This is a genomic window from Blastococcus sp. CT_GayMR19 (genome assembly GCF_004570385.1).
Lineage (GTDB): Bacteria > Actinomycetota > Actinomycetes > Mycobacteriales > Geodermatophilaceae > Blastococcus_B.
In genome coordinates this window covers 352,747-377,835 of sequence record NZ_SPQL01000003.1, presented here as the reverse complement: position 1 = coordinate 377,835, position 25,089 = coordinate 352,747, and the positions used below count along the sequence as shown (strand labels likewise).

General features: G+C 73.7%; 27 protein-coding genes. 19 read left to right on the top strand and 8 right to left on the bottom strand.

Annotated features, from left to right (window positions below; genetic code table 11):
• Positions 1-187 precede the first annotated feature (187 nt).
• The gene (locus tag E4P39_RS06775; protein ID WP_135135610.1) at positions 188-1,915 is read left to right on the top strand and encodes an alpha/beta fold hydrolase; all 1,728 of its coding nucleotides are present in this window, start codon (positions 188-190) and stop codon (positions 1,913-1,915) included.
• 39 nt (positions 1,916-1,954) lie between these two features.
• Here the strand turns inward: E4P39_RS06775 and E4P39_RS06770 are convergent, their stop codons facing one another.
• On the bottom strand, positions 1,955-2,779 hold the full coding sequence (locus E4P39_RS06770) for an IclR family transcriptional regulator (protein ID WP_135135609.1): 825 nt from the start codon (positions 2,777-2,779) through the stop codon (positions 1,955-1,957).
• Between the two features lie 219 nt (positions 2,780-2,998).
• Between E4P39_RS06770 and E4P39_RS06765 the strand changes: the two genes are divergently transcribed.
• The 9 genes from E4P39_RS06765 to E4P39_RS06725 all read left to right on the top strand — a co-directional run bounded on the left by E4P39_RS06765 (position 2,999) and on the right by E4P39_RS06725 (position 11,326).
• Complete coding sequence (locus E4P39_RS06765; protein ID WP_167761657.1) at positions 2,999-3,931, top strand: LysR family transcriptional regulator; 933 nt, start codon at positions 2,999-3,001, stop codon at positions 3,929-3,931.
• 87 nt (positions 3,932-4,018) lie between these two features.
• The gene (locus E4P39_RS06760; protein WP_135135607.1) at positions 4,019-6,781 is read left to right on the top strand and encodes a LuxR family transcriptional regulator; all 2,763 of its coding nucleotides are present in this window, start codon (positions 4,019-4,021) and stop codon (positions 6,779-6,781) included.
• 74 nt (positions 6,782-6,855) lie between these two features.
• Entirely contained in the window at positions 6,856-7,644 is a 789-nt protein-coding gene (locus E4P39_RS06755) for a fumarylacetoacetate hydrolase family protein (RefSeq protein WP_135135606.1), read from the top strand.
• Positions 7,645-7,651: 7 nt separating this feature from the next.
• Positions 7,652-8,443, top strand: a complete 792-nt coding sequence (locus E4P39_RS06750) for a fumarylacetoacetate hydrolase family protein (RefSeq protein WP_209306392.1) — start codon at positions 7,652-7,654, stop codon at positions 8,441-8,443.
• A gap of 38 nt (positions 8,444-8,481) precedes the next feature.
• The gene (locus E4P39_RS06745; protein WP_135135605.1) at positions 8,482-8,772 is read left to right on the top strand and encodes a DUF2218 domain-containing protein; all 291 of its coding nucleotides are present in this window, start codon (positions 8,482-8,484) and stop codon (positions 8,770-8,772) included.
• A gap of 8 nt (positions 8,773-8,780) precedes the next feature.
• Positions 8,781-9,167, top strand: a complete 387-nt coding sequence (locus tag E4P39_RS06740; RefSeq protein ID WP_167761656.1) for a Rid family hydrolase — start codon at positions 8,781-8,783, stop codon at positions 9,165-9,167.
• Positions 9,160-10,020, top strand: a complete 861-nt coding sequence (locus E4P39_RS06735) for a TIM barrel protein (protein WP_167761655.1) — start codon at positions 9,160-9,162, stop codon at positions 10,018-10,020. The genes E4P39_RS06740 and E4P39_RS06735 overlap by 8 nt, the downstream gene beginning before the upstream one ends.
• An 8-nt stretch (positions 10,021-10,028) precedes the next feature.
• Complete coding sequence (locus tag E4P39_RS06730) at positions 10,029-10,616, top strand: GNAT family N-acetyltransferase (RefSeq protein WP_135135603.1); 588 nt, start codon at positions 10,029-10,031, stop codon at positions 10,614-10,616.
• A gap of 116 nt (positions 10,617-10,732) precedes the next feature.
• Complete coding sequence (locus E4P39_RS06725; protein ID WP_135135602.1) at positions 10,733-11,326, top strand: hemerythrin domain-containing protein; 594 nt, start codon at positions 10,733-10,735, stop codon at positions 11,324-11,326.
• Between the two features lie 10 nt (positions 11,327-11,336).
• Here E4P39_RS06725 and E4P39_RS06720 read toward each other — a convergent pair whose 3' ends face one another.
• Positions 11,337-12,692 (bottom strand): MFS transporter, encoded by a 1,356-nt coding sequence (locus tag E4P39_RS06720; RefSeq protein ID WP_209306391.1) that lies wholly within the window; start codon positions 12,690-12,692, stop codon positions 11,337-11,339.
• A gap of 74 nt (positions 12,693-12,766) precedes the next feature.
• On the opposite strand from E4P39_RS06720, the gene E4P39_RS06715 reads away from it, so the two are divergent.
• The 3 genes from E4P39_RS06715 (at position 12,767) to E4P39_RS06705 (ending at position 14,540) form a co-directional block, all read left to right on the top strand.
• Positions 12,767-13,777, top strand: a complete 1,011-nt coding sequence (locus E4P39_RS06715) for a LacI family DNA-binding transcriptional regulator (protein ID WP_209306390.1) — start codon at positions 12,767-12,769, stop codon at positions 13,775-13,777.
• A gap of 71 nt (positions 13,778-13,848) precedes the next feature.
• Complete coding sequence (locus E4P39_RS06710; protein WP_135135601.1) at positions 13,849-14,229, top strand: helix-turn-helix transcriptional regulator; 381 nt, start codon at positions 13,849-13,851, stop codon at positions 14,227-14,229.
• A 56-nt stretch (positions 14,230-14,285) separates the two neighbouring features.
• Positions 14,286-14,540, top strand: a complete 255-nt coding sequence (locus tag E4P39_RS06705; RefSeq protein ID WP_135135600.1) for a hypothetical protein — start codon at positions 14,286-14,288, stop codon at positions 14,538-14,540.
• Between the two features lie 90 nt (positions 14,541-14,630).
• On the opposite strand, the gene E4P39_RS06700 is transcribed toward E4P39_RS06705, so the two are convergent.
• Positions 14,631-14,897, bottom strand: coding sequence for a hypothetical protein (locus E4P39_RS06700; protein ID WP_135135599.1), 267 nt, complete (start codon positions 14,895-14,897; stop codon positions 14,631-14,633).
• A complete protein-coding gene (locus tag E4P39_RS06695) occupies positions 14,894-15,661 on the bottom strand; it encodes a ParA family protein (protein WP_135135598.1) in 768 nt (255 codons plus the stop codon). Before E4P39_RS06695 ends, E4P39_RS06700 begins: the two co-directional genes overlap by 4 nt.
• A 251-nt stretch (positions 15,662-15,912) precedes the next feature.
• Here E4P39_RS06695 and E4P39_RS06690 point away from each other — a divergent pair, with 251 nt between their 5' ends.
• Together E4P39_RS06690 and E4P39_RS06685 are read left to right on the top strand one after the other, a co-directional pair.
• The gene (locus tag E4P39_RS06690; RefSeq protein WP_167761654.1) at positions 15,913-17,010 is read left to right on the top strand and encodes a PHB depolymerase family esterase; all 1,098 of its coding nucleotides are present in this window, start codon (positions 15,913-15,915) and stop codon (positions 17,008-17,010) included.
• A 23-nt stretch (positions 17,011-17,033) separates the two neighbouring features.
• Positions 17,034-17,807 (top strand): inositol monophosphatase family protein, encoded by a 774-nt coding sequence (locus tag E4P39_RS06685; RefSeq protein ID WP_135135596.1) that lies wholly within the window; start codon positions 17,034-17,036, stop codon positions 17,805-17,807.
• A gap of 85 nt (positions 17,808-17,892) precedes the next feature.
• Here the strand turns inward: E4P39_RS06685 and E4P39_RS06680 are convergent, their stop codons facing one another.
• On the bottom strand, positions 17,893-19,095 hold the full coding sequence (locus E4P39_RS06680; RefSeq protein WP_167761653.1) for an alpha/beta fold hydrolase: 1,203 nt from the start codon (positions 19,093-19,095) through the stop codon (positions 17,893-17,895).
• Between the two features lie 250 nt (positions 19,096-19,345).
• On the opposite strand from E4P39_RS06680, the gene E4P39_RS06675 reads away from it, so the two are divergent.
• Together E4P39_RS06675 and E4P39_RS06670 are read left to right on the top strand one after the other, a co-directional pair.
• Positions 19,346-19,741, top strand: a complete 396-nt coding sequence (locus tag E4P39_RS06675) for a CopG family transcriptional regulator (protein ID WP_135135594.1) — start codon at positions 19,346-19,348, stop codon at positions 19,739-19,741.
• 136 nt (positions 19,742-19,877) lie between these two features.
• Complete coding sequence (locus tag E4P39_RS06670; RefSeq protein ID WP_245159679.1) at positions 19,878-21,029, top strand: PHB depolymerase family esterase; 1,152 nt, start codon at positions 19,878-19,880, stop codon at positions 21,027-21,029.
• Positions 21,030-21,042: 13 nt separating this feature from the next.
• Here the strand turns inward: E4P39_RS06670 and E4P39_RS06665 are convergent, their stop codons facing one another.
• Positions 21,043-21,273, bottom strand: a complete 231-nt coding sequence (locus E4P39_RS06665; protein WP_135135592.1) for a hypothetical protein — start codon at positions 21,271-21,273, stop codon at positions 21,043-21,045.
• Between the two features lie 106 nt (positions 21,274-21,379).
• The gene (locus tag E4P39_RS06660) at positions 21,380-22,186 is read right to left on the bottom strand and encodes an alpha/beta fold hydrolase (RefSeq protein ID WP_135135591.1); all 807 of its coding nucleotides are present in this window, start codon (positions 22,184-22,186) and stop codon (positions 21,380-21,382) included.
• A 149-nt stretch (positions 22,187-22,335) separates the two neighbouring features.
• Between E4P39_RS06660 and E4P39_RS06655 the strand changes: the two genes are divergently transcribed.
• Positions 22,336-22,743 (top strand): hypothetical protein, encoded by a 408-nt coding sequence (locus tag E4P39_RS06655; protein WP_135135590.1) that lies wholly within the window; start codon positions 22,336-22,338, stop codon positions 22,741-22,743.
• A gap of 99 nt (positions 22,744-22,842) precedes the next feature.
• On the opposite strand, the gene E4P39_RS06650 is transcribed toward E4P39_RS06655, so the two are convergent.
• Positions 22,843-23,748 (bottom strand): LysR family transcriptional regulator, encoded by a 906-nt coding sequence (locus tag E4P39_RS06650; protein WP_135135589.1) that lies wholly within the window; start codon positions 23,746-23,748, stop codon positions 22,843-22,845.
• 71 nt (positions 23,749-23,819) lie between these two features.
• On the opposite strand from E4P39_RS06650, the gene E4P39_RS06645 reads away from it, so the two are divergent.
• Positions 23,820-25,067, top strand: coding sequence for a multidrug effflux MFS transporter (locus E4P39_RS06645; RefSeq protein WP_209306389.1), 1,248 nt, complete (start codon positions 23,820-23,822; stop codon positions 25,065-25,067).
• Positions 25,068-25,089 lie beyond the last annotated feature (22 nt).

Genomic DNA, 25,089 nt, shown 5'->3' with positions numbered 1-25,089 from the left:
CAGCCTCCCGCGCCGGCCGCGTCGTGGTGTAGACGTTTCCGGCCAGCGAACGTCTCGTGCTGGGCGGCAGCACCTCGTGGCCGGAGCGCCGGCGCGAGCGGCAACCTCGTCGGCCCGGCACGACACTTCTCCTTCCGATGAGCGGGAGGGGGGTCCCAGAGGCGCGATTCCGGTCCAGCATGAGCAGATGGCCCAGGAGCAGGTCCCGTCGCCTCGGGAGGTCGGCGAGCGCGCCGCCGATGTGCTGGCGCCCGAGAGCAGCCAGTTCGAGGACCCCGACGCCGCCGGGTTCGGCGAGGCGCTGTCCCAGGTCCTCCGGTTCGGCGTCGCCCATCCATCGGCGTCGGCGCAGGTGGCGGTGCGACTGGCCGCGGACCTCGCGCGCGTCCCGGTCGTCACCATGGATTCCTGGCTCGGTGGGAACGTCGCCCCTCCCGTGCCCGTCGATCCCAGGGACCGCCGGTTCGCCGACCCGGCGTGGACCGGCAATCCGTTCTTCGCGGGCGTACGCCTGAGCTATCTGGCAGCCTGCCGGGCGGCGCGCGACCTGGTGGGGGCCGCCGAGCTGGACGAGGGGACGACGCGCAAGGCGGCGATGGCCACCGAGCTGATGCTCGACGCGCTCGCCCCGACGAACTTCCTCCCGACGAACCCGGCCGCCCTCAGGCGGGCGTTCGAGACGGCGGGGATGAGCCTGCTGCGAGGCGCGCGCAACTTCACCGACGACCTGCTCAACAACGAGGGGCGCCCCCGGCAGGTCGACATGCGGCCGTTCGAGGTCGGGCGCAACCTCGCGGCCACGCCGGCCAAGGTGGTCTACCGCAACGACCTCATGGAACTGCTGCAGTACGAGGCGCAGACCCCTCGGGTGCACGCCAGCCCGCTGCTCTGCAGCCCTCCGTGGATCAACAAGTACTACGTGATGGACCTCGCCCCGGGCCGCAGCTTCATCGAATGGGCGGTGCAGCACGGGCGGACCGTCTTTGCGATCAGCTACCGGAACGCGTCGAAGGAGAGGTCCGGCGTCACGATGGACGACTACCTCGTCCACGGTCCGCATACCGCTCTCGACGTCATCCAGGACGTCACCGGCGCCGAGACGATCGACATCGCCGGTCTCTGCCTGGGCGGTGCGCTCACCGCGATCACCAGCGCGTACCTGACGCAGTCCGGCGACAGCCGGATCGGCACGGTGACGCTGTTCAACACCATGCTGGACTACGCCGAGCCCGGCGCGCTGGGTCTGTTCACGGACCGGGCCACCGTGGACAAGCTCGAACGCAAGATGCAGCGCGAGGGCGTGCTGGAGGGGGCGTCGATGGCCGGCACCTTCGACGTGCTGCGTGCCAACGACCTGATCTTCAACTACGTGGTCTCGAACTGGCTCATGGGCGAGGATCCGCCGGTCTTCGACATCCTGGCCTGGAATGCCGACGGCACCCGGATGCCCGCCGCCATGCACTCCTTCTACCTGCGCAACTTCTACGTGGAGAACAAGCTGGCCGCAGGCACTCTGGAGATCGCGGGGAAGGCGATCGACCTCGGCGCAATCAAGGCCCCCGCCTACGTGGTCAGCGCCGTCAACGACCACATCGTGCCGTGGGAGTCGTCCTACAAGACGACCGGACTGGTGAGCGGGCCGGTGCGGTTCGTGCTCAGCAGCGGCGGGCACATCGCGGGCATCGTCAACCCTCCCGGCCCGAAGGCGTGGTACCAGGTCGCTCCCACCGACGACGCGCTGCCCGCGACGGCGGCGGAGTGGCGGTCGGCCGCCGAGCGGATCAGCGGATCCTGGTGGGAGGACTGGGCGAGCTGGTCGAAGGAGCACGCGGGCCCGATGCAGGACCCGCCGGGCACGGGCAGCGTGCGGCACCCTGTCCTGGGCGACGGGCCCGGGACCTACGTCCGCACCTGAGGCCGGGTCGGTGGTCCCGGCGGCGGACGTCCCGTCGGGTCAGCCCACGCTCTGGACGACGCGCTCGGGGACGGTGGCGTAGACCCCCCGGACCGGCTCCGCCTGCGACGATGCTCCTCCGCCGAGTTCGCGGGACAGGCTTCGTGCGGCGATCGACAGGGCCGCCATCACCGGCTGCAGCTCCCGACCCAGGTCCGGCACGGTGAGTTCGATCGCCGCCACGAGTTCGCCGCCCGGCCCGAAGACCGGCACCGCCACACCGCAGCTGGTCGCCTCGAGCTCGAACCGGGTGACCGCGACACGGGTCAGCCGGACCACGGCGAGCGCTCGGCGGAACCGGTCGGGTGCCGTGACCGTGTGCGGCGTGTACGCGCGGAGACCACGGAGGATCGTCATCTCCACCACGCTCGGCGGGGCGAACGCGAGCAGCGCCCGCCCCAGCGCGGTCGGGTGCACGGGCAAGGTCGCCGCCGGCATGAAACCGGACACCGGGCGCGGCCCCGGCTGCTTCTCGATGTAGGCCACCTCGAGTTCGTGCAGGACCCCCAGCCGCGCGCGGCAGCGGGTGACCCGGGAGAGGTCCTCCAGGACGCACGGCGCCCGCTCGCGGAGGGCCGGCTGGCAGGAGTCGCCGGTCCCCATCATGCGCAGGGCCAGCCCCGCCCGGTACCGGCCGTCCGGCGTGCGCTCGAGCAGACGCCAGGACGCCAGCTCGGACGTGAGTCGGTGCGCCGTGGAGATCGGCAGGCCCGCCAGCCGCGAGATCTCCGTGAGCGTGTGTTCACTGCCCTCGGTGAACGTCATCAGGATCGACGTGATCTTGTTCGTGACGGAGCGCCCTGACTCCGTGGAGTTACCGGCCATCGTGGCCCCTCTGCTGAGACTCGAGGACGACCTCCGTGGGCGTCCTGTGATCGGCGTCACGCTGGAGGGAAGCATGGCGGCCGCGCCGGTCACCAGCGCGTCTTACCCCCCTGGCCATCCGGAAGACGCATGGAGCGATCGCCTTACCTGGGGTTCGGTGGGCGATCCTGGGGTTCGTCACTGGGGCGAGCGAGGAGGCGTCCGGGCACGCTCGTGCGCGTGGACCTCGACTGGCTGGAGACGTTTCTCGCCGTCGTCGAGCGAGGCGGCTTCACCGCCGCGTCCGAGGAGATCCACCGCTCGCAGTCCCGGGTGAGTGCGCACATCGCCTCGCTCGAGCGCCAGCTCGGGGTCCGGCTGCTCGACCGGACCCGCCGGCCGGTCGCCCCCACGCCCGCGGGCGAGGTGTTCGCGCGGCACGCCCGCGACATCGTGGCCGGGGTCGGGACGGCGCGGACCGCGATCGCGGCGCTGCGGGGTCTCGACCAGCGCAGCCTCACCCTGATCACCACCGCGTGTGTCGGCGCCGCGCTCTTCCCGCGGGTCCTGGCCCGGGTGACGGCCGAACGGCCCGGCCTCCGGGTCGAGCTGGCCGAGCGGAGCTGGCACGACGTCGAGCGCCGGTTCGTCGCCGACGGCGCGGCCCTGGCCGTGCTCCCGCAGCTCGAAGAGCCGGCCGCCGCCGGTCTCCGTCAACGGGTGCTGTGGCGTGAGTGCCTTCACGTCGTGGTTCGGGACGACCACGAGCTGGCGCGCGGGGGATCCCTGGTGACGGTGGACCGGCTGCTGCGCGCGCCGCTGCTCGTCTGTCGTGCGTCCGGCGACGGGGAGTCGGAGTTCGTGCGCCTGCTCGCCCGGCGCGGCGTGGTCGCCCAGCCCCGGGTCACCGCTGACACGCCCCAGACGCTCGTCTCCCTGGCCCGGGCGGGAGTGGGAGTGGCCGTGGTCAACTCCGTGGCGCTGGCACCCTTGGACCTGACCGGCCTCGCGGTGCTCGAGCTCGACGACCCCGAGCCGCAGCGTGCCGTGGCGGCGTACTGGAACGACGTGCTCCTCGACACCGACACGGGCCGTCGGTTGCACCGCGCCGTCCTCGAGGCGCCGGTCCCGAACGGAGCCCAGCCCGTGGCGGACGTCGACCAGGCCGGCTGAGCCTCGTCAGGCGGTAGCCTGCGGCGACGTCATCCGTCGGGCGACGCGGCCGCCCCCGCCCCAGAGGGCACCGATCGCGGGGGTCGCATGCACGGCTTCGTCGGTCGAGAGCCCGAACTGGCTGCGGTGCGCACGCGGCTCGCGGCGGCGCGGGACGGCGAACCTCAGATCCTGGAGATCCAGGGACCTCCCGGGATCGGGAAGACCGCGCTGCTCTCGCACTTCCTCGCCGACCCGGGCGAGGGCGTGCCCCCGGTCGTGCTCCGGGCCAGCGGTGAGGAGACGGAGGTCCTGCTCGCCTACGGGGTCGTCGACCAGCTCGCCAGGTCAGCGGGGCCCGCCGGCGCCGGCCTCCTGCTCCCGGCCGGATCCCCGGGAACGGCGGTCGACGACGCGGTGACGGTCGGGTCGCGGCTGCTCCAGCTGCTCGGCGGCATCGAGGGCGACGCTCCGGTGCTGCTCGTCGTGGACGACGTCCACTGGGTGGACCAGCCGTCGCTCAAGGCGCTCGTGTTCGCGCTGCGCCGCCTCGTCGCCGAGCCCGTGCTCGTCCTGCTGGCCGTGCGCGACACCGAGGCATCGGAGCTCCCCGAGGGTCTTCGACGGATCGTCGCCGGGGTGCGCGGCAGCGTGCTGCACCTCGAGGGGCTGGACGAGGAGGACCTCCGGAACCTCGGAGCCGAGCTGGGTCGGGGCCGCCTCGCCCGGAGCGCGGCGGAGCAACTCCACTCCGGCACCCAGGGCAACCCCCTCTACGCCCGGGCGGTGCTCGAGGAGTTCCCTCCGGGTGACTGGGCGCCGGGGGACCGGCCGCTGCCCTCGCCGCGCTCCTTCCGCCGGATCGTGCAACGCCGCTACGAGGCGTGCGGCGCGGACGCGCGCCGACTGCTCGACGCCGCGGCGGTGCTCGGGCCACGCAGCCCGCTGCCTCTCGTGTCGGCACTGGGCGAGGTGGACGATCCGGTCGCGGCGGTCGACGAGGCCGCGGGGTGTGAACTGCTCGCGCCATCGACGGCACGCGTGCCCTGGACCTTGTCCTTCCCGCATCCACTGGTCCGCTCGGCGCTCCTCGACGTGCTCGGACCCGCCCGGCGCACGGCCCTGCACGCCGCCGCGGCCGGACTGGTCGACGACGAGTCCGTCGCCCTGCGGCACCGCGTGGCCGCTGCACCCGCACGGGACGCCGGACTGTCGGCCGACCTGGCGGGCTTCGCCGAACGCGAGGCGCTGCGTCAGGCATGGCCGAGCGCTGCCGCCCATCGGCTGGAGGCCGCCCGCCTGGCCCCCGATCGCGACGAGGAACAGCGCCTGCTGCTCGGTGCGGTGAGCTGGCTGCTGCAGACCGGCGACGCCGCGACCGCCGGGACCCACGCCGGCGCGGTCCGCGCCCTGCCCGGCAGTCCGCTCCGCGACCTCGTCCTGGGCTCGCTGGCGATGGCCCGCGGGGAGCCGGCCGTCACGGAGTCCTTCCTGAGCAGCGCGTGGGAGCAGTGCGCACCCAGCACCGCCCCGCCCGTGGCCGCCGGAATCGCGCTGCAGTACGGGATCCACCGGTACGGGCGATTGGACGCCGCCGGCGCCGTCGAGTGGTGTCTGCGGGCCATCGAGCTGGCCGAGCCGGGGTCGGCCACCAGGCAGACGGCCCAGACCTACCTCGCCCACTCCCTCGCCTACAGCGGCCGCATGGCCGAGGCGCTGGCGGCGACCGCGGACGCCGACGGGGACCCGGGCGACGCCGGCGTCGGCTGGCTCCAGCCGCGGTCCGCCCGCGGCATGCTGCGCCTGGTGGCGGGCGACCTCCCCGGTGCCCGCACGGATCTCCTCGCCGTCGCGACCACGGCCCGGGAGCTCGGCGTGCTCAACACGGCTGCCTTCGCCTTCGCCAGCCTGTCCCGGGCCGACTACCTCGCGGGCGACTGGGACGATGCGGTGCTCCACGCCGGGCAGGCGGTCGCGGTCAACGACGAGTCGCAGTGGGGCTTCCTCCAGGCGATGGTGACCAGCATCGCGGCCCTCGTCCCCGCCGCGCGGGGCGAGTGGGCAGTCGCCGAGGCGGTGCTCACCGGCCCCGGGGCCGCCCCGCCCGACGACTACGAGCGCTCGGTGCTCGCGCTCGCGGTGAGCCGCGCCCGACTCGCCGAATCACGGGGGGACGTCGACGGCGTCCTCGCCGCCCTGGCGCCGGTACCCGCTTTCCCGATCCGGGCGGCCGTGGACGAGCCCGGTTTCTGGTCGTGGGCCGACCTCTATGCCGAGGCGCTCGTGGCGACCGGTCGCGTGGCGGAGGCGGACGCACTCCTCCGGCCGCACGAGGCGCTGGCGGCGGCGCGCGGACGGCAGTCCGCCGTGGCGCGGCTCGCGCGCGCCCGCGGGCGGGTCGAGGCGGCCGCACGCCGTCCGGACCGGGCGGAGGCGGCGTTCGGCGATGCCCTGGCGGCGGCGAACGGGGCGGGGTATCCCTTCGAGCGGGCGAAGGTCGAACTGGCCGCCGGGCAGTTCCTCCGGCGCGCAGGTCAGCGCCGGCGGGCGGCCGACCTCCTGGTCGCGGCCCAGCGGACCTTCTCGATCCTGGGTGCCGCGCCGTGGGCGCACCGCTGCGCCCTCGAGCTGGCGGGGTCAGGCCTTCATCCCGGCTCCCGGCAGGACCGCGACTCCACCGCCCTCACCTCCCAGGAGATCGTCGTGGCCCGCCTCGCGGCAGCGGGCCGGACCAACCGGGAGATCGCCGGGGAGCTGGTGGTGAGCGTGAAGACGGTGGAGTACCACCTGCGCAACGCCTTCCAGAAGCTGGGCATCGCGCGACGGCGCGAACTGGCCGCGCGGCTGGCCGCCCTGTCGACCACCGGGTGAGCGTCCGTTCCCACTGCACGGAACTTCACCGGCGGGCGTTGCCGCCCCTCGCCACGAGCCGACAGGCTGCCGGTGTGTCCACCGACGCCCGTCACCAGGAGCTCGCCGACGAACTGTGGGAGGCGGACCGGACGGCCGAGCCGATCGCCCCGCTGACCGACCGCCACAGCGACCTCGCGATCGAGGACGCCTACGCGATCCAGACGATCAACATCGACCGCCGCATCGCGGCCGGTCAGCGGATCATCGGCCGCAAGGTCGGTCTGACGTCGAAACCGATGCAGGACCTGCTGGGCGTGGACGAGCCGGACTTCGGCGTCCTGACCGACGAGATGATCGTCGAGGACGGCGATCTCATCGCGCTGTCCCGGCTCGTGCAGCCCCGCGTCGAGGCGGAGCTCGCGTTCGTCATGGCGCGCGACCTCGCCGGCCCCGGGGTCAGCACGCCGACCGCGCTCGACGCCATCGCCGGCGCTCTGCCGGCGGTGGAGGTGGTCGACAGCCGGGTCGCCGACTGGAAGATCAAGCTCATCGACACCGTCGCCGACAACGCGTCGTCGGGACTGCTGGTGGTCGGTGGGCGGATGCGGCCGGTGACCGAGCTCGACCTCCGCCTCCTCGGGGTGGTCGTGTCCCGGAACGGGGAAGTGATCGACACCGGGGCCGGCGCCGCGGCCCTGGGCAATCCGGCGCGGTGCGTCGCCTGGCTGGCCAACAAGCTCGGCAGTTTCGGCTCGGGCCTCAAGGCCGGTGACATCGTGCTGCCGGGTGCGGTGCACAAGATGGTGCCGGTGCAGCCGGGAGACGTGTTCCGGGCGGAGTTCGACCACCTCGGGCCCGTGACCGTGCGCTTCTCGGACTAGGCCCGTCGTGCCGTCGGACGGAGCCATCGACGCCCAGGGGATCGCCGACATCCTCATCGCGGCCGAGCGCGACCGGAAGGGGATCGCGCAGATCAGCGACGACCACCCCGACGTCGACACCGCCACCGCGTACCGCGCCCAGCAGCTGTTCGTGCAGTCGAAGCTGGACGCGGGGGAGACGTTCGTCGGGTACAAGCTCGGCCTGACCAGCCGCAACAAGCAGCAGGCCATGGGGCTGGACGCGCCGCTGTACGGGCGGGTCACCAGCAGCATGCTCGCCACCCACGGCGACCCGGTGCGGCTCGACCGGTTCATCCATCCCCGCGTGGAGTCCGAGATCGCCTTCCTCCTCGCCCGGGACATCGAGGCGCCGGCCACGGTCACCTCGGTGCTCGCGGCCACGGACGTCGTGTTCGGCGCCGTCGACGTGCTCGACTCCCGGTACGAGAGCTTCCGGTTCACCCTCTCGGACGTCGTGGCCGACAACGCGAGCGCCGGGGCGTTCTACCTGGGGCCGGTCGCCCGCCGCCCGGACGACCTGGGGGACCTGCGGCTGCTCGGCTGCGTCGTCCGGGTGGACGGCGAGGTCGCGATGACGGCCGCGGGTGCGGCGGTGATGGGACACCCGGCGGCGTCGGTGGCCTGGCTGGCGAACGAGCTCGCGGCCGAGGGAGAGGGCCTGAGGGCCGGCCACCTCGTGTTCTCCGGAGGGGTGACCGCACCGGTGCCGGTCGTGCCGGGCGGCAGCGTCACGTTCGAGTTCGACGGTCTCGGTGCGATCGAGGTCCACGGCGCCTAGCCGGAGGGCTCGGCGGCGCTGCCAGCGGAGGAGGAACCGTGCCCACATCCATCACCGCCGTCGTCACCGACGCACCCGAGCGCTACGCCAAGCAGTTGCTGGCGCACCTCGGGCGGAAGAACACCGTCGAGCCGGTCGACGGGGTGCCCGAGGGCGGACGGCTGCTGTTCGCCTACGGCGTCGGCATCGTCCGGCCGGAGGCCGGGCGGCTCGTGCTCGAGGCGACCGCTGCGGACGACGAGTCGCTCGCCCGCGTGCAGGACGTCCTGGCCCGCCACCTGGAGCGTTTCGGAGCCCGGCGCGAGCTCACCGTCCACTGGTCGATCTAGGAGGCACCGTGCGGATCATCCACACCGACGACGCCCCGGCACACGTCGGACCGGTCCCGCAGGCCGTGGAGGCGGGTGGCTGGATCCACGTCTCCGCATTGTTCGGGGCGGACCCGAAGGAACGCGCGATCCCCGAGGACGCCCGCGCCGAGGCCGAGCAGCTGTTCGACAACCTGGCCGCCATCCTCGCCGCCGGCGGTGCCGCGCTGACCGACGTCGTGCGGGTCGGCATCGTCATGCGGGACCTCCAGCGCGACCGGCCGGTCTTCAACGAGGTCTGGGCCGAGCGCTTCGGGAACCACCGTCCGGCGCGGTCGGCGATCGAGTCCGCCGCCTTCGGCCGCCCGGGCGAGAACGCCCGGTTCATGGTCGAGGCCGCCGCCTATCGTGGCTGAGCAGGCGACCGGTTCGGACGGCGACCCGGAACTCGTCGCCAGCTTCTTCACCCTGTCCGGCGCCGGATTCGGCGAACCGCCGCGGCACGGCTTCGAACGGCGCTGCGAGGCGGCCGCGGCTGCCGGGTTCTCCGGCCTCGGGCTGCACGTGGACGATCTCGCCCGCACGCGGGCGTCGGGGCTGGACGTGGCGGGGATGCGCGCGCTGCTCGACGGCGCGGGGCTGCGCCTGGTGGAGATCGAGTTCCTGGGGGGCTGGGCGCTCGAACCGGTCGCCGCCGACGACGTCGTGGCCGGCGTGGAGGCCGTTGCCGCCGGCCTGGGCGGCCGGCACGTCACCGCGGGGGAGTTCCGCCCGGGCGACCTGGAGCCGGAGGCCGCAGCGGCGCGGCTGGCCGAGCTGGCCGGACGGCTGGGGGAGCGGGGCCTGCTCGTCGCGCTGGAGGCGTTCCCGTGGTCGGCGCTGCCCGACGTCGGCGCCGCCGTCGACCTCCTGCGGCGGGCAGGAGCCGCCAACGCCGGGCTGATGGTCGACGTCTGGCACTTCTTCAACGGCGGCGCCGGGCTGGACGCGCTCGACGACCTGCCAGGGGCCGGCGTCGCCGCGGTGCAGCTCAACGACGGCCCGCGGGTGCACGCCGACTTCCTGCAGCAGGCCCGGGCCGCCCGGCGGCTGCCCGGACACGGTGAGCTGGACGTGGTCGGTCTGGTGCGGGCGGTGCAGGCGACCGGTTTCGCGGGCCCGTGGTGCGTGGAGGTCAACACTCCGGAGTTCCGGGCGCTGCCGGTCGAGGTGGCCGCGAAGACAGCCGCCGAGGCGGCCCGGACCGTGCTCGACGCGGCGCGGGGCTAGAGGGCGCCATGGAGACCGGATCGCCCCGGGACGAGGTCCTGCTGCGCGACGGCACGCCGCTCGAGGTCCGCCCCATCAGGCCGGCGGATGGCGACGCGCTCGTGGCCCTGCACGCCCGCCTGTCCGCCGACTCAATCTACCGCCGCTACTTCGGGGCGCGGCCGCATCTCGCACCCGCGGATGTCGAGCGATTCACCCGCGTCGACGGCCGGGCACGGTTCGCCCTCGTGGCGATGCGGGGCACCGATCTGGTCGCCGTCGCCCGGTACGAGGGACGGCCGGGCGAGCGCAGCGCGGAGCTCGCCGTCGTCATCGACGACGCGCTGCAGCACCAGGGCCTCGGCCGGCTGATGCTCGAGCGACTCGTCGACGTGGGGCGCGAGGCCGGACTGCACACCATCGTGGCCGACGTGCTGACCGGCAACGCGGCGATGCTCGGCCTGCTGCGGACGCTGCAGCTCCCGCAGCGGAGGGAGAGCGACGGGGAGACGGTCACCGTGTCGATCGACCTGACCGCGGCCGACCCACCGGCCGCGCGCCTGGAACGTGCGCGGGCGCACCTGGCACGGGCCGGCTCGGAGAACCCGCCGGGCTGAGACTTCGTTCCGCTCGCCGGGAGCCGCTGCCCGTGCCGCCCGTACGGGACCACGCTGCTGGGTGTCCGCATCGGCGCATGTCCAGGAAGCCGTGTCCATCGAATCCAGGAGCAGCCATGACCCAGCAGCAGCGCGGTGACGTCGTCGATCTCCTCCTCGACCAGCACCGGGCCATCCGGGAGCTGTGCGAACAGGTCGCCACGGCGACGGCGGCCGAGCGCGAGCAGCCCTTCCGATCCCTGGTGCGGCTGCTGGCCGTGCACGAGGCGGTGGAGGAGGAGCTCGTCCACCCCTACGTCAAGCGCCGGGTCGAGGGCGCGAAGGACGCGGTGGCCGAGCGGGTCGAGGAGGAGCGCGAGGTGAACAGGATGCTGGCCGCGCTCGATTCCCTGGGCCCCACGAACCCCGGCTTCGAGGAACTGTTCACCCGGTTCCGCACCGCGCTGCTCGCCCACGCCGGCAAGGAGGAGAGCAGCGAGTTCGCCGGCCTCCGCGCCGCCACCAAGCCGGCGGAGCGCGCCGCGATGGCGGCGGCCCTCCGGCTGGCGTCGTCCCTGGCACCCACGCACCCGCACCCCGGCAACGAGTCCGCCCCGCGCGCGCTGCTCGTCGGGACGCCGATGGCGATGATCGACCGGGCGCGGGATCTGCTGCGCGACGCCCTGGCGGGGCGGTCCAAGGCCGACCCCGAGGGCGACTCGTCCGCCTAGCGCCGGGACGTCAGTGCGACCGGCTGCGGCCGAGGACCTGGCGGAGCGGCCGCGGCACGACGCCGCGCGCGGCATCGATCCGGCGCGCCTTCCGCCGGGTGACCACGATCCCGATCACCGCGACCAGCCACACGGGGTACTGGACGAGCCACGCGATCCGGAACGCCTCGAAGCCGAACCCGCCGAGCGCGTCCAGCACGACCCCCATCGTGGCCAGTACGAGCAGGCTGGCCAGGAAGCCGCCCAGGTTGACGATGCTCTGGGCCACCCCGAGGTTGGGCACGGGGTTGGACGTGCGGGCGATGTCGAACCCCACCACCGAACCCGGCCCGCCCGCGGCGAGGACGATCACCAGGACGACGAGCAGCCACCGGGGCGCGGGTCCGGGCAGTGACAGCACGGCGGTCCAGACGGTGACGTTGGCGGCGATGATGCCGAGCACCAGCCAGGAGCGGCGGAGCGGGTGCCGCGCGGTGAGCACCCCGATGACGGGGCCGATGAGGATCGCGCAGACCACGAACAGGGTGACCAGCCCGCCGGCCTGACCGGAGGAGAGGCCCTGCGCGGAGACCAGGTAGGGAACTCCCCAGAGCAGCGAGAACACCATCATCGAGAACTGCGTGCCCATGTGCCCGAAGAACCCCAGCCGCGTCCCGGGGCGCCGCCACACGGCGAGCATCTGAGCGCCGATCTCCCGGGCGGTGAACGACGGCGAGGGGGTCCACGTACCGCGGGGGCCGTTCCGGACGACCGCCAGCGTGACCGCCGCGGCCAGGACACTGGCGGCCGCTGCCGCCGCGAACGCCGTCGTCCAGCCGCTCGCGTGCAGCAGAGCGAGGAAGGGTACGGCGGACAGGATCTGACCGATCTGGCCCAGGATCCCGGTGAGCTGGGTGACCAGCGGCACGCGACGGGCGGCGAACCAGCGGGGGAGGAGACCGAGGACGGCGACGAACATGACGGCGTCGCCGGCGCCCACGAGGATCCGGGCCAGCACCACCAACGGCAGCGCGGGCGCGAACGCCAGCAGGAGCTGTCCCGCGGCGAGCACGAGACCGCCGAGCACCAGCACGGTGCGCGCGCCATAGCGGTCGACCAGCAGGCCACCGGGCAACTGGGCGGCGATGTAGACCGCCACCTGCAGGAACACGAAGGCGGACAGTGCGGCGGGGCTGATCCCGAAGCGGTCCGCGGCGTCCAGGCCGGCGACGCCGAAGGTCGTCCGCTGCATCACGGCCAGGATGTAGCCGAGCATGCCGACCCCCCAGACGAGGGCGGCCCGGCACATCAGCGCGGGCGCGGGGGACCCGGCGGTCTCCGCGTTCTCCTTCGTCAGGGGCAGTCCAGTCGCCTCGGTCACGGCCATGGGCCTAGTGTGGCAAACGTTTGCCATTGTTTGCCACCTACGGGATCGTGGGTGGCGTCACACGGAGGAGTCCGGTGGGAGTGCTCGACCCGGCGAGACGTCGTCCGGTGACGTTGCACGACGTCGCCCGCGAGGCGGGGGTCGCCGTCTCCACGGCCTCCCGCGCCCTGTCCGATCCGGGGCGGGTGAACGTCCGGACGCGCGAGCACGTGCAGGCGGTGGCCAAGAGACTCGGGTACCGGCCCAACCGGCTGGCGCAGGCGCTGCCGACGGGCCGGACCGGCATGCTGGCGATCCTGGTCCCCGACATCACGAACCCGCACAACTTCGGGCTGGTCCGGGGCGCGGAGGCGCAGGCCCGGGCGGCAAGCTCGACGCTGATCATCGCCGACACCCAGGGGGGTCCGGAACTGGAGACCGCCCACCTGGACCGGCTCGCCTCCTCGGTCGACGGCTTCCTGCTCGCCGCCAGCCGGCTGTCGGACACGGAGCTGCAGGACCTGGCCGAGCGCCTGCCCGTCGTGCTGTTCAACCGCCGGGTCGAGGGGCTGGCCAGCCTGGCCACCGACTCCGCCGACGGCAGCCGCCAGATCGTCGAGCACCTCGCCGCCCTCGGGCACCGGTCGCTGGCCTACCTCGCGGGGCCCAGCGGGGGATGGTCGGACGCCGAGCGGTGGCGCGCCCTCTCCGAGCACGCAGCGGCGTCCGGCATCGGGATCGTCCGATGCGGCCCCTTCCCGCCGACCCTGGACGGCGGTCCGGCCGCCGCCGACGTCGGCCTGGCCACCGGTGCGACCGCGCTGATCGCGTTCAACGACCTGCTGGCCATCGGTGTGCTCCGGCGGCTGGCGGAGCGGGGCGTCCCGGTGCCGGCGCACGTCAGCGTGGTCGGGTACGACGACATCTTCGGTGCCGACTTCTGCTCCCCGACGCTGACGACGGTGGCCGGCCCGGTCGACGACGCCGGCCGGATGCTGGTCGACGTCCTGCAGGCCGGGCGGACCCCCGAGCCGGTGATCACGCTGCCCACCCATCTGCGGATCCGGAATTCGACCGGGCCGGCGCCCGCACCTCCGGGCGGGTGAGCGCACCCCCGGTGGGGGACGCGGACGGGCAGGGATCGGCGAGACTGTGCGCAACCCAGGGAGGATCGGCGATGGCGACAGAAGACGGCGAGGACCCGCGCGTCCGGCAGCTCGGCGAGTACATCCGCCTGCAACGGCAGATGGCCGACCTGTCGTTGCGCGGCATGGCCGATCTGACGAAGGTGTCCAACGCCTACCTGAGCCAGATCGAGCGGGGGCTGCACCAGCCGTCGATCCGGGTCCTGCAGGCGATCGCGGAGGCGCTCAACATCCCGGCGGACACGTTGCTGGCCGAGGCCGGGCTGGGGTCTCCCGCCGGGGACCAGACCGCGCGGAGCGGTTCGGGCACCGAGGCGGCGATCCGCAGCGACCCCGACCTCACGCCCGAGGAGCGGGAAGCGCTGCTGCGCATCTACCGGAGCTTCGTCGAGGGGCGCTCACCGCCTGCTTGACATCTCACTCATGGTGCGTACTATCCCAATCAACACCTACCGCCGGGAGGCACGCGATGACGAATCACACCGAGCAGTACACCCAGATCTTCCAGCAGGGCCAGCAGGCCGCGCAGACCGCGGTCGAGAACTGGACCCGCCTGGCCAAGACGTTCGCGGACCAGGTTCCGGCCTTCGCCACCCAGTTCGACGCCGAGGCGGCCGTCGACCGCTACTTCGACCTCAACGAGAAGGTGCTCGAGGCGCAGCGCGACGTCGCCAAGCAGGTCCTGGCCGCCGGCGCGACGCTCGCGTCGGCCGCGAAGGCCTGATCGACCGGACGGGTCGCCCGTCGCGGTAGGGCCGGCCGGGGGGCAACCCCGGCCGGCCCTCCGTCCGTTCCGGGCCCGGGCGCAGCCGGATCAGCGGCCGTAGAGGCCGAACCTGATCTGGAGCGGACCGACGCCGACCACGATCGCCGCTCCGTCGGGGGACACGCCCGCACTGGGGCCGGTCCAGATCCCGGGGGTCACGCGCACCTCCATCGCCGCCGCGCTCGGGGGTGGCGGGGGTGGGGGAGCGGACGCGACCGGGACGGGGACGGACGCGTGCGCCGGAACGACGGCGCGCAGGTCCTGCAGCAGGTCGTCCTGCAGTCGCCCGGCGTGCCGGGGGAGTTCGGGAGTCATGCGGGGACCTTCCCGGTGGCCACGAGTACCTCGTCGGCCAGCGCGACGTACGCCGCCGCGACCGCGCTCGTGGGGCTGGACAGGACGACCGGCCGCTTGGCGAGCACGCTGCTCGGCACGCGACGGGAGAGTGGGACGCGGGTGCTCAGCAGCGGAAGGCCGGTGCCCGCCAGGGCGCCGGCGACGTCGCGGGCGGCACGCCCCTGGCGGTCCCACACCGCGCAGGCGACGCCGACCAGGACCGCCGAGGTGTTCTCGTAGGTCCGGTGCTGCTCCAGGAAGGCCGCCAGCCGGACGGCGCCGAGCGCCGACCCCGGGTCGCTGGTGAAGACGGTGAGCACGGAGTCGGCCGCGCAGACCGCGGCCAGGGTGAGGGCACCCAGGTCGCCGCGGGTGTCGAGCACCACGTGGTCGTACTCGCCGAGCAGCGGGCGCAGCGCCCGGCGGACGCTGGTCGTGAGCCCCCCGGTCGCGGCGAGCTGGGTCGCCACCGCCTCGAGACTGGGGTGCGCGGGCAGCAGGTCGAGCCCCGGCGCGACGGCGTGCCGGACGACCGCACGCGCCTCCACCGAGCCGTCCTCGAGCAGCGCGCCCAGCGAGTCGTCGCGGCCCTTGGCCACGACTCCGAACGCACGTCCCAGGCTGTCCTGCGGATCGACGTCGACGGCGAGCACGCGGCCGGACCGGGCGAGGGCGGCCGCGACGTTGGCCGCGACCGTCGTCTTGCCGACGCCGCCCTTGGAGGAGCACACGGCCAGCCTCATGCCCGGGAGTCTGGCACCGGCCGGCTCCGGTTCCGGGGAGGCCGGACGGGCCGGGACTCACTGCCCGCCCCATGCGGCGCTGTCTCCCCAGCGTTCCCATGCGGCCGGCCCGTCATGGAGTCCGCGAGGCGGTGGTCGTTCCCAGCGGGTGGGAGGCGGCAGGCGGGCTGGGTACCGTCGGGTCTCCCGCCTCCGCCCACCAGCAGGGCGCGGCAGCACGTTCCCCGCGCCGGTCCAGCAGAGGAGGGCAGTTGGCTCGTCGTCGCCGATCAGCGAGCGCCACGCGGTCCGGCCTCCTGTCCCTGCCGTTCCTCGTGCCGGTGCCGTCGGTGCGGCGCCGGAAGGTGGCCGCCCGGCGTGCCCTGTCGGCGCTGACCGGCGTGGCGGTGCCGAAGCCCGCGCGACGCACCGCGGCGACACGGTCGCCCTCGAAGAGGTTGCCCCCGACGCCCCGGACAGCCGGACGGTGGCTCCGGTCGACCCACCTCGGGGCGGCGGGCTCCCGGTCCTATGACGTCTACCTGCCGGCCGGCCACCGCCGCAGCGTCCGCGTGCCGTTGGTGATGCTGCTGCACGGGTGCAACCAGACCGCGGAGCAATTCGTCGCCGCGACCCGTTTCACCGCTCTCGCCGACCGGCACGGCTTCGTCCTCGTGGCACCCCGGCAGACCCGCGGGCACCAGGCGGGCGGCTGCTGGCGCTGGTACGAGTCGGGCCATCAGACGCGCGGCGCCGGCGAGCCCGCGGTCCTCGCGGGCATCGCTGCGGAGGTGCTCGCCGAACCCTCCCGCTGGCGGATCGACGGGACGCGCGTGTACGCGGCCGGGATCTCCGCCGGGGGAGCGATGGCGCTGATCCTCGCCGCCACGTACTCCGACGTCTTCGCCGCCGTGGGCGTGCACTCGGCCCCGGCGTACCGGTCGGCCAGCAACGGCCGGGGGGCGTTCGGTGCGATGCACGGACGGGGCACCCCGCCGGCACCGACGCCCGGGGCGGGCATGGCGCCGCTCGTCGTGGTCCAGGGCACCGCGGACCCGGTGGTCTACGGGAGCAACGGCAGACTCGTCACCGAGCAGTGGCTGGCGTACGACGCCGTGCGCTCGGCCGACGTCCGGGACGGTCGTCGGATCACTCGGTCCCGGGTCATGACCAGGCGCTCGACGGACGGCCGCAGGTACTCCGTCACCCGGTGGTACTCCGCCCGCGGCCGCAAGCGCCTGGAGCACTGGGAGGTCGACGGGCTGGGACACGCCTGGTCCGGCGGGACGGCCGACGGGTCCTACAGCGATCCCAAGGGCCCCCGGGCCAGCACGGTCATGTGGCAGTTCTTCGCGGCGCACAGCCTCTGACCGCCCCGTGCCATCGTTGTCGCATGGACCGGGACCTCGCAGGAGCTCGTGACCTGGCGATCGACCTGGCGCTCTCGGCCGGTCGCCTCCAGGTGGAGCGGCGGAGCACCGTCGTCGTGGGGGGCACGAAGGCCCACGCGAACGACCTCGTGTCCGACGTCGACCTCGCCAGCGAGCGCCTCATCGTGGAGGGGATCTCCGCCGAGCATCGTGACGACGGGATCCTCGCGGAGGAGGGCAGCGCCCTCGCGGGGACCAGCGGCTGGCGCTGGGTGATCGATCCCCTCGGCGGGACGCGGAACTATCTGACCGGGACCGGACCCTGGTCGGTCTGCGTCGCGCTGCAGCGGGACGGGGTCACCTATGCGGCCGTGGTGCACGACCCGGTCTCCGGCGAGGTGTTCAGCGCGGTCGCCGGGGCAGGGGCCCGACTCGACGCGGCGGCCCTCACGGTCTCCTCGGCCACACGGGTCGAGGAAGCGATCGTGGGACTGAGCTTCGACCCCTCGCCCCGGACGAAGCGGCGCATGGTCGGCGTGCTCTCCGTCCTCCTGCCGGCGATCGGTGACGTGCGCCGCCTGCCGGCCGCCCTGGACCTGGCCTATGTGGCTGCCGGGCGGTTGGATGCCGGTCTGATGGTCGACACCCAACTCTGGGACGTCGCCGCGGGTCTGCTCATCGCGGCCGAAGCGGGGGCCGTCGTCGGCGAGGTGCCCGGGGCCGGTTCGGAGATCATCCTGGCGGCGACCCCCGGCGTCCGGCCCGACCTGGTCCGGCTGATCGAGGCCTCGGCCTGACCCGGTCGGCCCGACCGCAAGGGTCGCCGGACCCGCCGCGGGTCCCGGTCGGGTCGGCGCCCCGACCGGGACCGTCCCGGTGGGGTCAGCGCCCGCTGTGGGCCCGGACGGCGGCCATCAGCACCGGCCAGTCCTCGGTCAGCGCCTGCCGCCCGGTGAAGAGGCCGAGGTGTCCGCCGGCCGACGTCCGCCGCATGACCTCGCCCGGCGGCGTGCCGACGGCGTCCGCGGCCGCGAACAGCTGCGCGGGCGGGGTGATGTGGTCGCGGGCGCCCGCCAGGAGGAAGAGGGGACAGGTGATGTCCGCCAGGTCCGCGCGGCGCCCGTCGATCACGAGCCGCCCGTCGATGAGCTCGTTCTTGTGGAACAGGTGCTCGACGAGCCACAGGTAGAAGGCGCCGGGGATGTCCTGGGTGTGCTTGAACCAGTCCTCGAACACGCGGTAGCGCTCGACGTGCTCGGGGTCGTCGACGTTGTCGAGCAGGGCCAGCTGGCGGCCCAGCTCGGTCTGCGGCTGCATCAGGATGAAGTTGGACAGGACAGCGCGCCCGGACATGTTGCCGCCGTTCATCGCGACGAGTGCCCGGTAGGGCGCCATGCCCAGTGCGCGGGTCAGGAGCTGCGTGGACGCCGCGATGAGCGACTCGCCGGCGTGGAAGTCGATCGGGGCCCCGGCCAGGGTCAGTGTGTGCACGCGGTCCGGGTGCAGGGCGGCGTAGATCGTCGCCAGCCAGCCGCCCTGGCAGTCGCCGACGAGGTTGGCGCGGCCGCCGGCGTGCACGATCGCCTGGTCGATGACGTCGAGGTAGTCGGTGATCGTGACCTCGCGGGTGGCCGGCGTGGCCGGACGCCACTCCATCGCGTAGAGCTGGGTCAGCCCCGCCTCGAGGAGGACGGTCAGCTGGCTCTGGCCCGGCGCGAAGTCCACGACGTGCGAGGAGTGCCCGGCCTGCGGGGGGAGCACCAGCGTCGGGACGACGCCGGTGTCCGCGTCGGCGGGGGAGAAGTCGTGCACGTGCGCGAACGGCGTGCTCAGCACGGTGCGGTGCGGGAGGTGCCAGGTGGGCACCCGGCGGTCGGTCATGCTGCTCCACCACAGCGCACCGCGGGTGGCGAGGTCGAGGGGCGTGGCTCGCCGGGCAGCCGCACCGGACCACACGCTGCGCGACGAGCGCGCAAGCTCCGCGAGGCTGGCGGTGGTGGTGCTCGCCGCGTTGCGCGCCAGGAGCTCCGCGGGCGTCGGAGGCGCCACCTGGGCGCGCGGGGTCAGGTCGGCGGTGCTGGTCATCGGTTCCTCCTGCATCGGCCCGGATGTGGGCCCCGTCACGGGCGCGAGCGCTACCCGACGGTAACTCCCGGACGCGCGGACCCGAGGGTGCTGAGCGAGATGGCCGCTCTCCATCCGTAATCCGGATCGCACCGTGCGCGCAGGGCGCACCGCGAGCGGCCGGTGGACGCCGCGGCGCGCAGACCGTCGGACCGGGTTGACCATCCCACGGGATGGTGACAGGATGGTGACACCGCGAAGGGAGTGGTCGATGGCCGAGATGGACAAGAGCGAGAAGATCACCATCAACCTCGGTCTCATCGACCTCGGGCAGATCGACCTGCTGGTCGACGAGGGGTTCTACGCCAACCGGACGGACTTCATCCGCACCGCGATCCGGCGGCAGCTCGAGACCCGGGCCGCCGCGGTCGACGACACCGTGGCGCGCCGCACCCTGACTCTGGGCGCCCAGCACCTGAGCCGACGTGACCTGGAGGACCTGCGGAGCGCGGGACGCACCGTGCAGCTGCGGGTTCTCGGGCTGGCGACCATCGCCGACGACGTCGATCCCGAGCTCGCCCTGGCCACCATCTCCGCGGTCGAGGTGCTCGGCGCGTTCCGGGCGTCCCGGGCGGTCAAGGCCGCCCTGGCGCCACGCATCACCTGACGGCCGGCACCACCCTCCAGCCCCGAGCGGCCGCCCACCTGGGCGGCCGCAGATCCCGCACGGCGCCGACCGACCGGTCCGCGCCCGTCAACACCCCCGAAGGGGCTCTCCCATGGACGACGACCGCACTTCCGGCATGTCCGAAGCGCTCCGGCTCACCCGCGCCGGGCAGTTGAACGAGGCCTTTGCAGTGCTGCAGCGTTCGCTCGGCTCGGCGACGGTCCCGCCGGCGCCAGGGGCCACCGGGACGAGCTACGGATCGGTCGGACTTCCCCGGCCGACCGCCGTCGGCGCGCCCGGCGCCGGCGGGTTCCTGGGCAAGCTCCGCAGCACGCTGGCCGGACAGCCGGGCGCGGGGCTGCCCGGCGCCCTCGGTGGCCTGCTGCAGAACCTGCCGTCGGGCGGTGCCCGGGGCCGAGCGGGTGCTGCCGAGGCCGCCGCCGCGCCCGGCGGCGAGATCCGGCACCTCAGCCACAGCGAGCCGGCCGGCACCCGGACCTACGACCTCTACATCCCCACGAGCCGGACCGGAGATCGACTGCCCCTGGTCGTTCTGCTGCACGGCGGCAAGCAGGACGCCGCCGACTGCGCCGCCGGCACCCGGATGAACGATCTGGCGGAGCGGCACGGGTTCCTCGTCGTCTACCCCGAGCAGGCGGCCGCGGCCAACAACGGTGGCTACTGGAACTGGTTCTCACCGGCCGACCAGCAGGCCGGATCCGGCGAGCCGTCGATCATCGCCGGCATCGTGCGGCGGGTCATGGCCGATCACGCCGTCGACCCGGACCGTGTGTTCGTCGCCGGACTGTCGGCCGGCGGCGCGATGGCCGCGGTCATGGCGGCCGCCTACCCCGAGCTGTTCGCCGGGGCCGGGATCCACTCGGGGATCGCGTACGGGGCGGCGCACGACATGGTGTCGGCGTTCGCGGCCATGCGCAGCGGTGGCTCCCCGGTCGCTGCGGGGACCGTGCCGCTGATCGTGTTCCACGGCGACGCCGACGGGATCGTGGCCCCGGTCAACGCCGAGAAGATCGTGGCCGCCCGGCTGGCCGGTGCTCCGACGTCGGTGTCGGACACCACCCGGATCGAGTGCGGAGCCGGCCACTCCTGCACCCGCACGGTGCACACCGCTGCGGACGGCGCGGTGCTGGTCGAGTCCTGGATGGTGCACGGCGGCGGTCACGCGTGGTTCGGGGGCAGTCCGGTCGGGTCCTACACCGATCCGATGGGCCCCGACGCGTCCGCCGAGATGGTCCGGTTCTTCCTGGGGACCCTGGCCGGGCAGTAGGCCAGTTCGGGTCTCAGTAGTCGGCGGCGGCGGTGCCGGTCGCCCGGGGGCGAACGTGCCTCCGGGGTCGAACGTCCCTCCGGGGCAGCGGCCGGCCCGCGCCGTCGATCCCCGCCGCGACGAGCTTCCGGTAGTGGTCACGCGTGCGGTCGTCCAGCAGATCCCAGGGGCGGGCCCCGTAGCGCTGGTACAGCTCCCGGGGACGGCGGTCACGCCACCGACCCAGGATTCGTCTCACTGCCATGGCGCCATGCTCCCTGCGCATGATTGCCGGAGCGGAACGCGCCGATGAATACGCAGGTCGGTCCGGCGTGCCGCTCCGGGAGTAGCCGCAGCGGGATGGAGCCGGATCAGGCGCCGGACCCGAGCAACTCGCGTCCACGCGCCGCGGTCTCACGCACGAGCCCGAGGATGGCGTCGGCGGCATCGGACTGCGGTGCGTGACCTGCCCCGGGCAGCAGCCGGAACCGCGAGCCCGGGATCAGGGCCAGGTAGCGCGGGGTCTGTCCGGCGCCGACGACGTCGACGGAGCCCTGGGCGAGCAGAACGGGCACGTCCACGCGGTGCAGGCCGGTCGGCACGTCCTGGAGGATCGCCCACCAGAGCATCGACCAGAACCCGGTGGCGTCGGCGAAGCCACCACGCATGGCGAGTGCCTCGCTCTCGGTCGCCTCCCACGGTCGGGCCCGCATGCCGACCAGCAGCGCGGCACGACCGGCCGGAGTGCCGGCCATCGTGCCGAGCAGCGGGCGCAACGTCCGCATGAGGGTGCGCGCGGTGGCCATCAGGACCCCCTGGTGAACCCGCTCGGCGGGCAGGCCCAGGCCGGAGGGGGAGATCGCCACCACGGACAGCGCGCGGGAACGCGCGGCCAGCTCGATCCCGATCCGTGCGCCGAGAGAGTTGCCGAGAATGTGTACCCGGCCCAGCCCGCGGGCGTCGAGGTCGGCCTCCACGGCGTCGGTGAGCGCCGAGACGGTCGGCGGCCACGTCCCCAGCGGGGAGCCCCCGTGGCCGGGCAGGTCGAGGGAGAGGACGTCGAAGTCCTCGGCAAGCCGAGGCAGGAGCGCCGAGAAGTCGTCGCGGGTGGAGCCGATGCCGTGGAGCAGCAGGATCGGCTCGCCGTGTCCGGTGCGGTCCGATGCGAGGAGGCTCATGGTGGTCGCAGCGCCGGCACCCCGCGGAACCATCCGCTGCTCCCGGTGCGTCCGGTCACACAGTGGCGTGCGAGCTCGCGCTTGACATGTAGCCCGGGTGCTTGGGATAGTTAACGCCGACCGGCCACCACCGACATCTGGAGCCCATCATGACTGCCACCACCGACTTCACCGCCGCCACCCGCAACGCCCAGGACGTGTTCGCCACGACGCTCGACTCCTGGAAGAACGGCCTGAGCTCCCTCACCGACCGGTTCGGGACCGTCCCGACGGTCGCCGAGTTCCCGAAGGTCGATCTGACCGAGGCGGTCGAGCGCCAGTTCGCCTTCATCCAGCAGGTCGTGGACCTCAACCACCAGTACGCCCGCCAGCTCGCCGAGGTCGCCGAGACGCTGACCGGTGTGACCCGTTCCCAGCTCGAGTCGGTCAGCACCGTCGTGCGCGACCAGGTGGTCAGCATCACCGACCTCGCGCCCCACGGCGTCGACACGGTCGAGCAGCCGGACGCTGACCAGGCCGCTCCGAAGACCGCGCCGGCGAAGCGCACCACCAAGTAGGTGCTCCGGCGGGCGGTCGCTCCGGCGACGGTCCGCGGCGCTCTCCCAGCGCCCCTCCCGGTTCTCCGGGAGGGGCGCTGTCGCATGCCCGTGGGCAGGTCATCCCCGATGAGCGGCTCCGGTCGCCTCCAGCACCAGGTCGAGGAAGGCGCGGGCGCTCGGCGCAGCCGGTCGCGGCCGCGGGTGCACCAGGCCGATCGGATGCCGCGCATCCGGGTCGTCCAGACGCAGCACGCTGACCTCGGCAGCGGCGCCGATCGCGGACGCGGGCACGAGGGCGGCGCCGAAGCCGAGCCCGACGAAACGGACGACGCCGTCGGAGCTGCCGACCTCGAAAGCCACCCTCCGGGCGATACCGGCGCGGTCGAAGGCCGCGTCCACCTGCAGGCGGAGCCCGGACTCCGGTCGCATGTCGATGAAGGGGCCGTGATCGGCCAGTTCGCCGAGGCTCGCCCGCTGATTCCCCGCCAGGGGATGGCTCCTCGCCACCACTGCCACCAGCGGCTCGTCGGTGAGCAGGTGATGGACGAGCCCGTCGGGCGCCTGGCCTGCGAACAGGCCGACGAAGGCGAGGTCGAGCTCGCCCGCCTGCACCTGCCCGGCCATGTGCCGGCTGCCGGTGTCCTGGGCGGCGATCTCCACGCCGGGATGCCGGGTGTGGAAGGCGATCAGCGCGTCCTCGACGAGGGGTGCGGCCCGGCCGACGCTGCCGACCATGCCGAGCCGGAGTCGTCCCGTGATCAGCCCGGAGAACGCGGCCAGCTCCGCCCTGGCGAGCTCGGCACCCTGCAGGAGCGCCCGGGCGTGGGGGAGGAGGACCTCGCCCGCAGGCGCCAGCCGGACCGACCGGCTGGTGCGATGGAACAGCCGGATGCCGTGCTCCCGCTCCAGGCGGGCGATCTGGTGGCTCAGCGCCGACTGCACCACGTGGCAGCGCAGCGCCGCCTTCGTGAAGTTGCACTCGTCCGCGACCGCGACGAAGTACTCGAGCTGACGGAGATCCATCGACAGCTCCGATCGCTGCGGTGAACAGGATGTCTTGGACAGATTGATGCCGCCTCCAGACACTCGTCAACGTGTCCGTCTCTCTCCACCGCCCAGCGACCGCGGGCCGGCTGCCCGTCCTGATCGCCGTCCTCGGCGGTCTCACTGCCTTCGGCCCGTTGTCGATGGATCTCTACCTGCCGGCGTTCCCCACCCTCGCCACCGACCTGGACGCCACGCACGCGCAGGTGCAGCTCACCCTCACCGCCGACGTCCTCGGGCTGGTGGCCGGGCAGCTGGTGCTCGGTCCGTTGTCCGACGCCTGGGGGCGGCGCCGGCTGCTGCTCGGCGCCACGGTGGTCTGCACTCTCGCCTCGGTGCTCTGCGCGCTGGCCCCCTCAGCGCTCGTGCTCACCGCGTGGCGCTTCCTGCAGGGCTTCTCCGGAGGAGGCGGCATCGTGCTCGCCCGGGCCGTCGCCGCCGACCTGACCAGCGGGGTCGACGCGGCCCGCCTCTTCTCCCTCTTCATGACGCTGTCCAGCGTCGCCCCGATCGTCGCGCCGATGCTCGGCGGGCTCCTCCTCGTGTGGACCGGTAGCTGGCCGGTGATGTTCTACATCCTGGCCGGCATCAATGCCGTACTGGCGCTGGCCGTCTGGGTCGCCGTTCCGGAGACCCTGCCGGAGGAGCGGCGGCGCGCCGGCGGCATGCGGGCGACCGGCCGGGCCTTCTGGGACCTGGCCCGCGACCGGGTCTTCGTCGGCTACGCCCTGACGGTGGCGTTCGCGTACGCCTCGCTGTTCGGCTACATCGCCGGCTCGTCCTTCGTGCTGCAGGAGCACTACGGGCTGACTCCCACCCAGTTCAGCCTGGTGTTCGCGGCGAACGCGGGCGGCATGATCGTCCTGGGGCTGCTCGACGCCCGCCTGGTCCGGCGGTACCCGACCCGGCGGCTGCTCATGGTGGGGCTCGTCGGCTCCGCGGTGGCCGCCGTCGTCCTCGCGGTCGTCGTGACCGCCGGCGCGTCGCTCGGCGTGGTCGCGGTGCTCCCGCCGCTCTTCGTCGTGATCGCGACCCGCGGGCTGGTCTCATCCAACGCCACCGTGCTCGGCGTGGAGCGGGGTTCCCGGACGGCCGGGTCCGCGTCCGCGGTCCTCGGCGCCTGCATGTTCGGCGGCGGCGTGCTCGTCACCCCGCTGGCCGGTCTCGGGCCGGAAGGCTCGCCGGTGCCCATGGCTCTGGTGGTCGCCGGTGGTGCGATCGCGGCGCTGCTGGCCACGGTGCTCGTCACCCAGGCCAGAGGTCCGTCGGCCGAGGACGTGTCCGCGGCCGCGAGTTGAGCCCGGCTGCGGCGTCCGCTGG

What these genes read in the sequence shown, in the direction of transcription:
- E4P39_RS06775 (WP_135135610.1), top strand. Translation starts at nt 188, where the DNA reads ATGGCCCAGGAGCAGGTCCCGTCGCCTCGGGAGGTCGGCGAGCGCGCC.
- E4P39_RS06770 (WP_135135609.1), bottom strand. Translation starts at nt 2,779, where the DNA reads ATGGCCGGTAACTCCACGGAGTCAGGGCGCTCCGTCACGAACAAGATC.
- E4P39_RS06760 (WP_135135607.1), top strand. Translation starts at nt 4,019, where the DNA reads ATGCACGGCTTCGTCGGTCGAGAGCCCGAACTGGCTGCGGTGCGCACG.
- E4P39_RS06730 (WP_135135603.1), top strand. Translation starts at nt 10,029, where the DNA reads ATGGAGACCGGATCGCCCCGGGACGAGGTCCTGCTGCGCGACGGCACG.
- E4P39_RS06725 (WP_135135602.1), top strand. Translation starts at nt 10,733, where the DNA reads ATGACCCAGCAGCAGCGCGGTGACGTCGTCGATCTCCTCCTCGACCAG.
- E4P39_RS06720 (WP_209306391.1), bottom strand. Translation starts at nt 12,692, where the DNA reads ATGGCCGTGACCGAGGCGACTGGACTGCCCCTGACGAAGGAGAACGCG.
- E4P39_RS06710 (WP_135135601.1), top strand. Translation starts at nt 13,849, where the DNA reads ATGGCGACAGAAGACGGCGAGGACCCGCGCGTCCGGCAGCTCGGCGAG.
- E4P39_RS06705 (WP_135135600.1), top strand. Translation starts at nt 14,286, where the DNA reads ATGACGAATCACACCGAGCAGTACACCCAGATCTTCCAGCAGGGCCAG.
- E4P39_RS06700 (WP_135135599.1), bottom strand. Translation starts at nt 14,897, where the DNA reads ATGACTCCCGAACTCCCCCGGCACGCCGGGCGACTGCAGGACGACCTG.
- E4P39_RS06695 (WP_135135598.1), bottom strand. Translation starts at nt 15,661, where the DNA reads ATGAGGCTGGCCGTGTGCTCCTCCAAGGGCGGCGTCGGCAAGACGACG.
- E4P39_RS06685 (WP_135135596.1), top strand. Translation starts at nt 17,034, where the DNA reads ATGGACCGGGACCTCGCAGGAGCTCGTGACCTGGCGATCGACCTGGCG.
- E4P39_RS06680 (WP_167761653.1), bottom strand. Translation starts at nt 19,095, where the DNA reads ATGACCAGCACCGCCGACCTGACCCCGCGCGCCCAGGTGGCGCCTCCG.
- E4P39_RS06675 (WP_135135594.1), top strand. Translation starts at nt 19,346, where the DNA reads ATGGCCGAGATGGACAAGAGCGAGAAGATCACCATCAACCTCGGTCTC.
- E4P39_RS06670 (WP_245159679.1), top strand. Translation starts at nt 19,878, where the DNA reads ATGTCCGAAGCGCTCCGGCTCACCCGCGCCGGGCAGTTGAACGAGGCC.
- E4P39_RS06665 (WP_135135592.1), bottom strand. Translation starts at nt 21,273, where the DNA reads ATGGCAGTGAGACGAATCCTGGGTCGGTGGCGTGACCGCCGTCCCCGG.
- E4P39_RS06660 (WP_135135591.1), bottom strand. Translation starts at nt 22,186, where the DNA reads ATGAGCCTCCTCGCATCGGACCGCACCGGACACGGCGAGCCGATCCTG.
- E4P39_RS06655 (WP_135135590.1), top strand. Translation starts at nt 22,336, where the DNA reads ATGACTGCCACCACCGACTTCACCGCCGCCACCCGCAACGCCCAGGAC.
- E4P39_RS06650 (WP_135135589.1), bottom strand. Translation starts at nt 23,748, where the DNA reads ATGGATCTCCGTCAGCTCGAGTACTTCGTCGCGGTCGCGGACGAGTGC.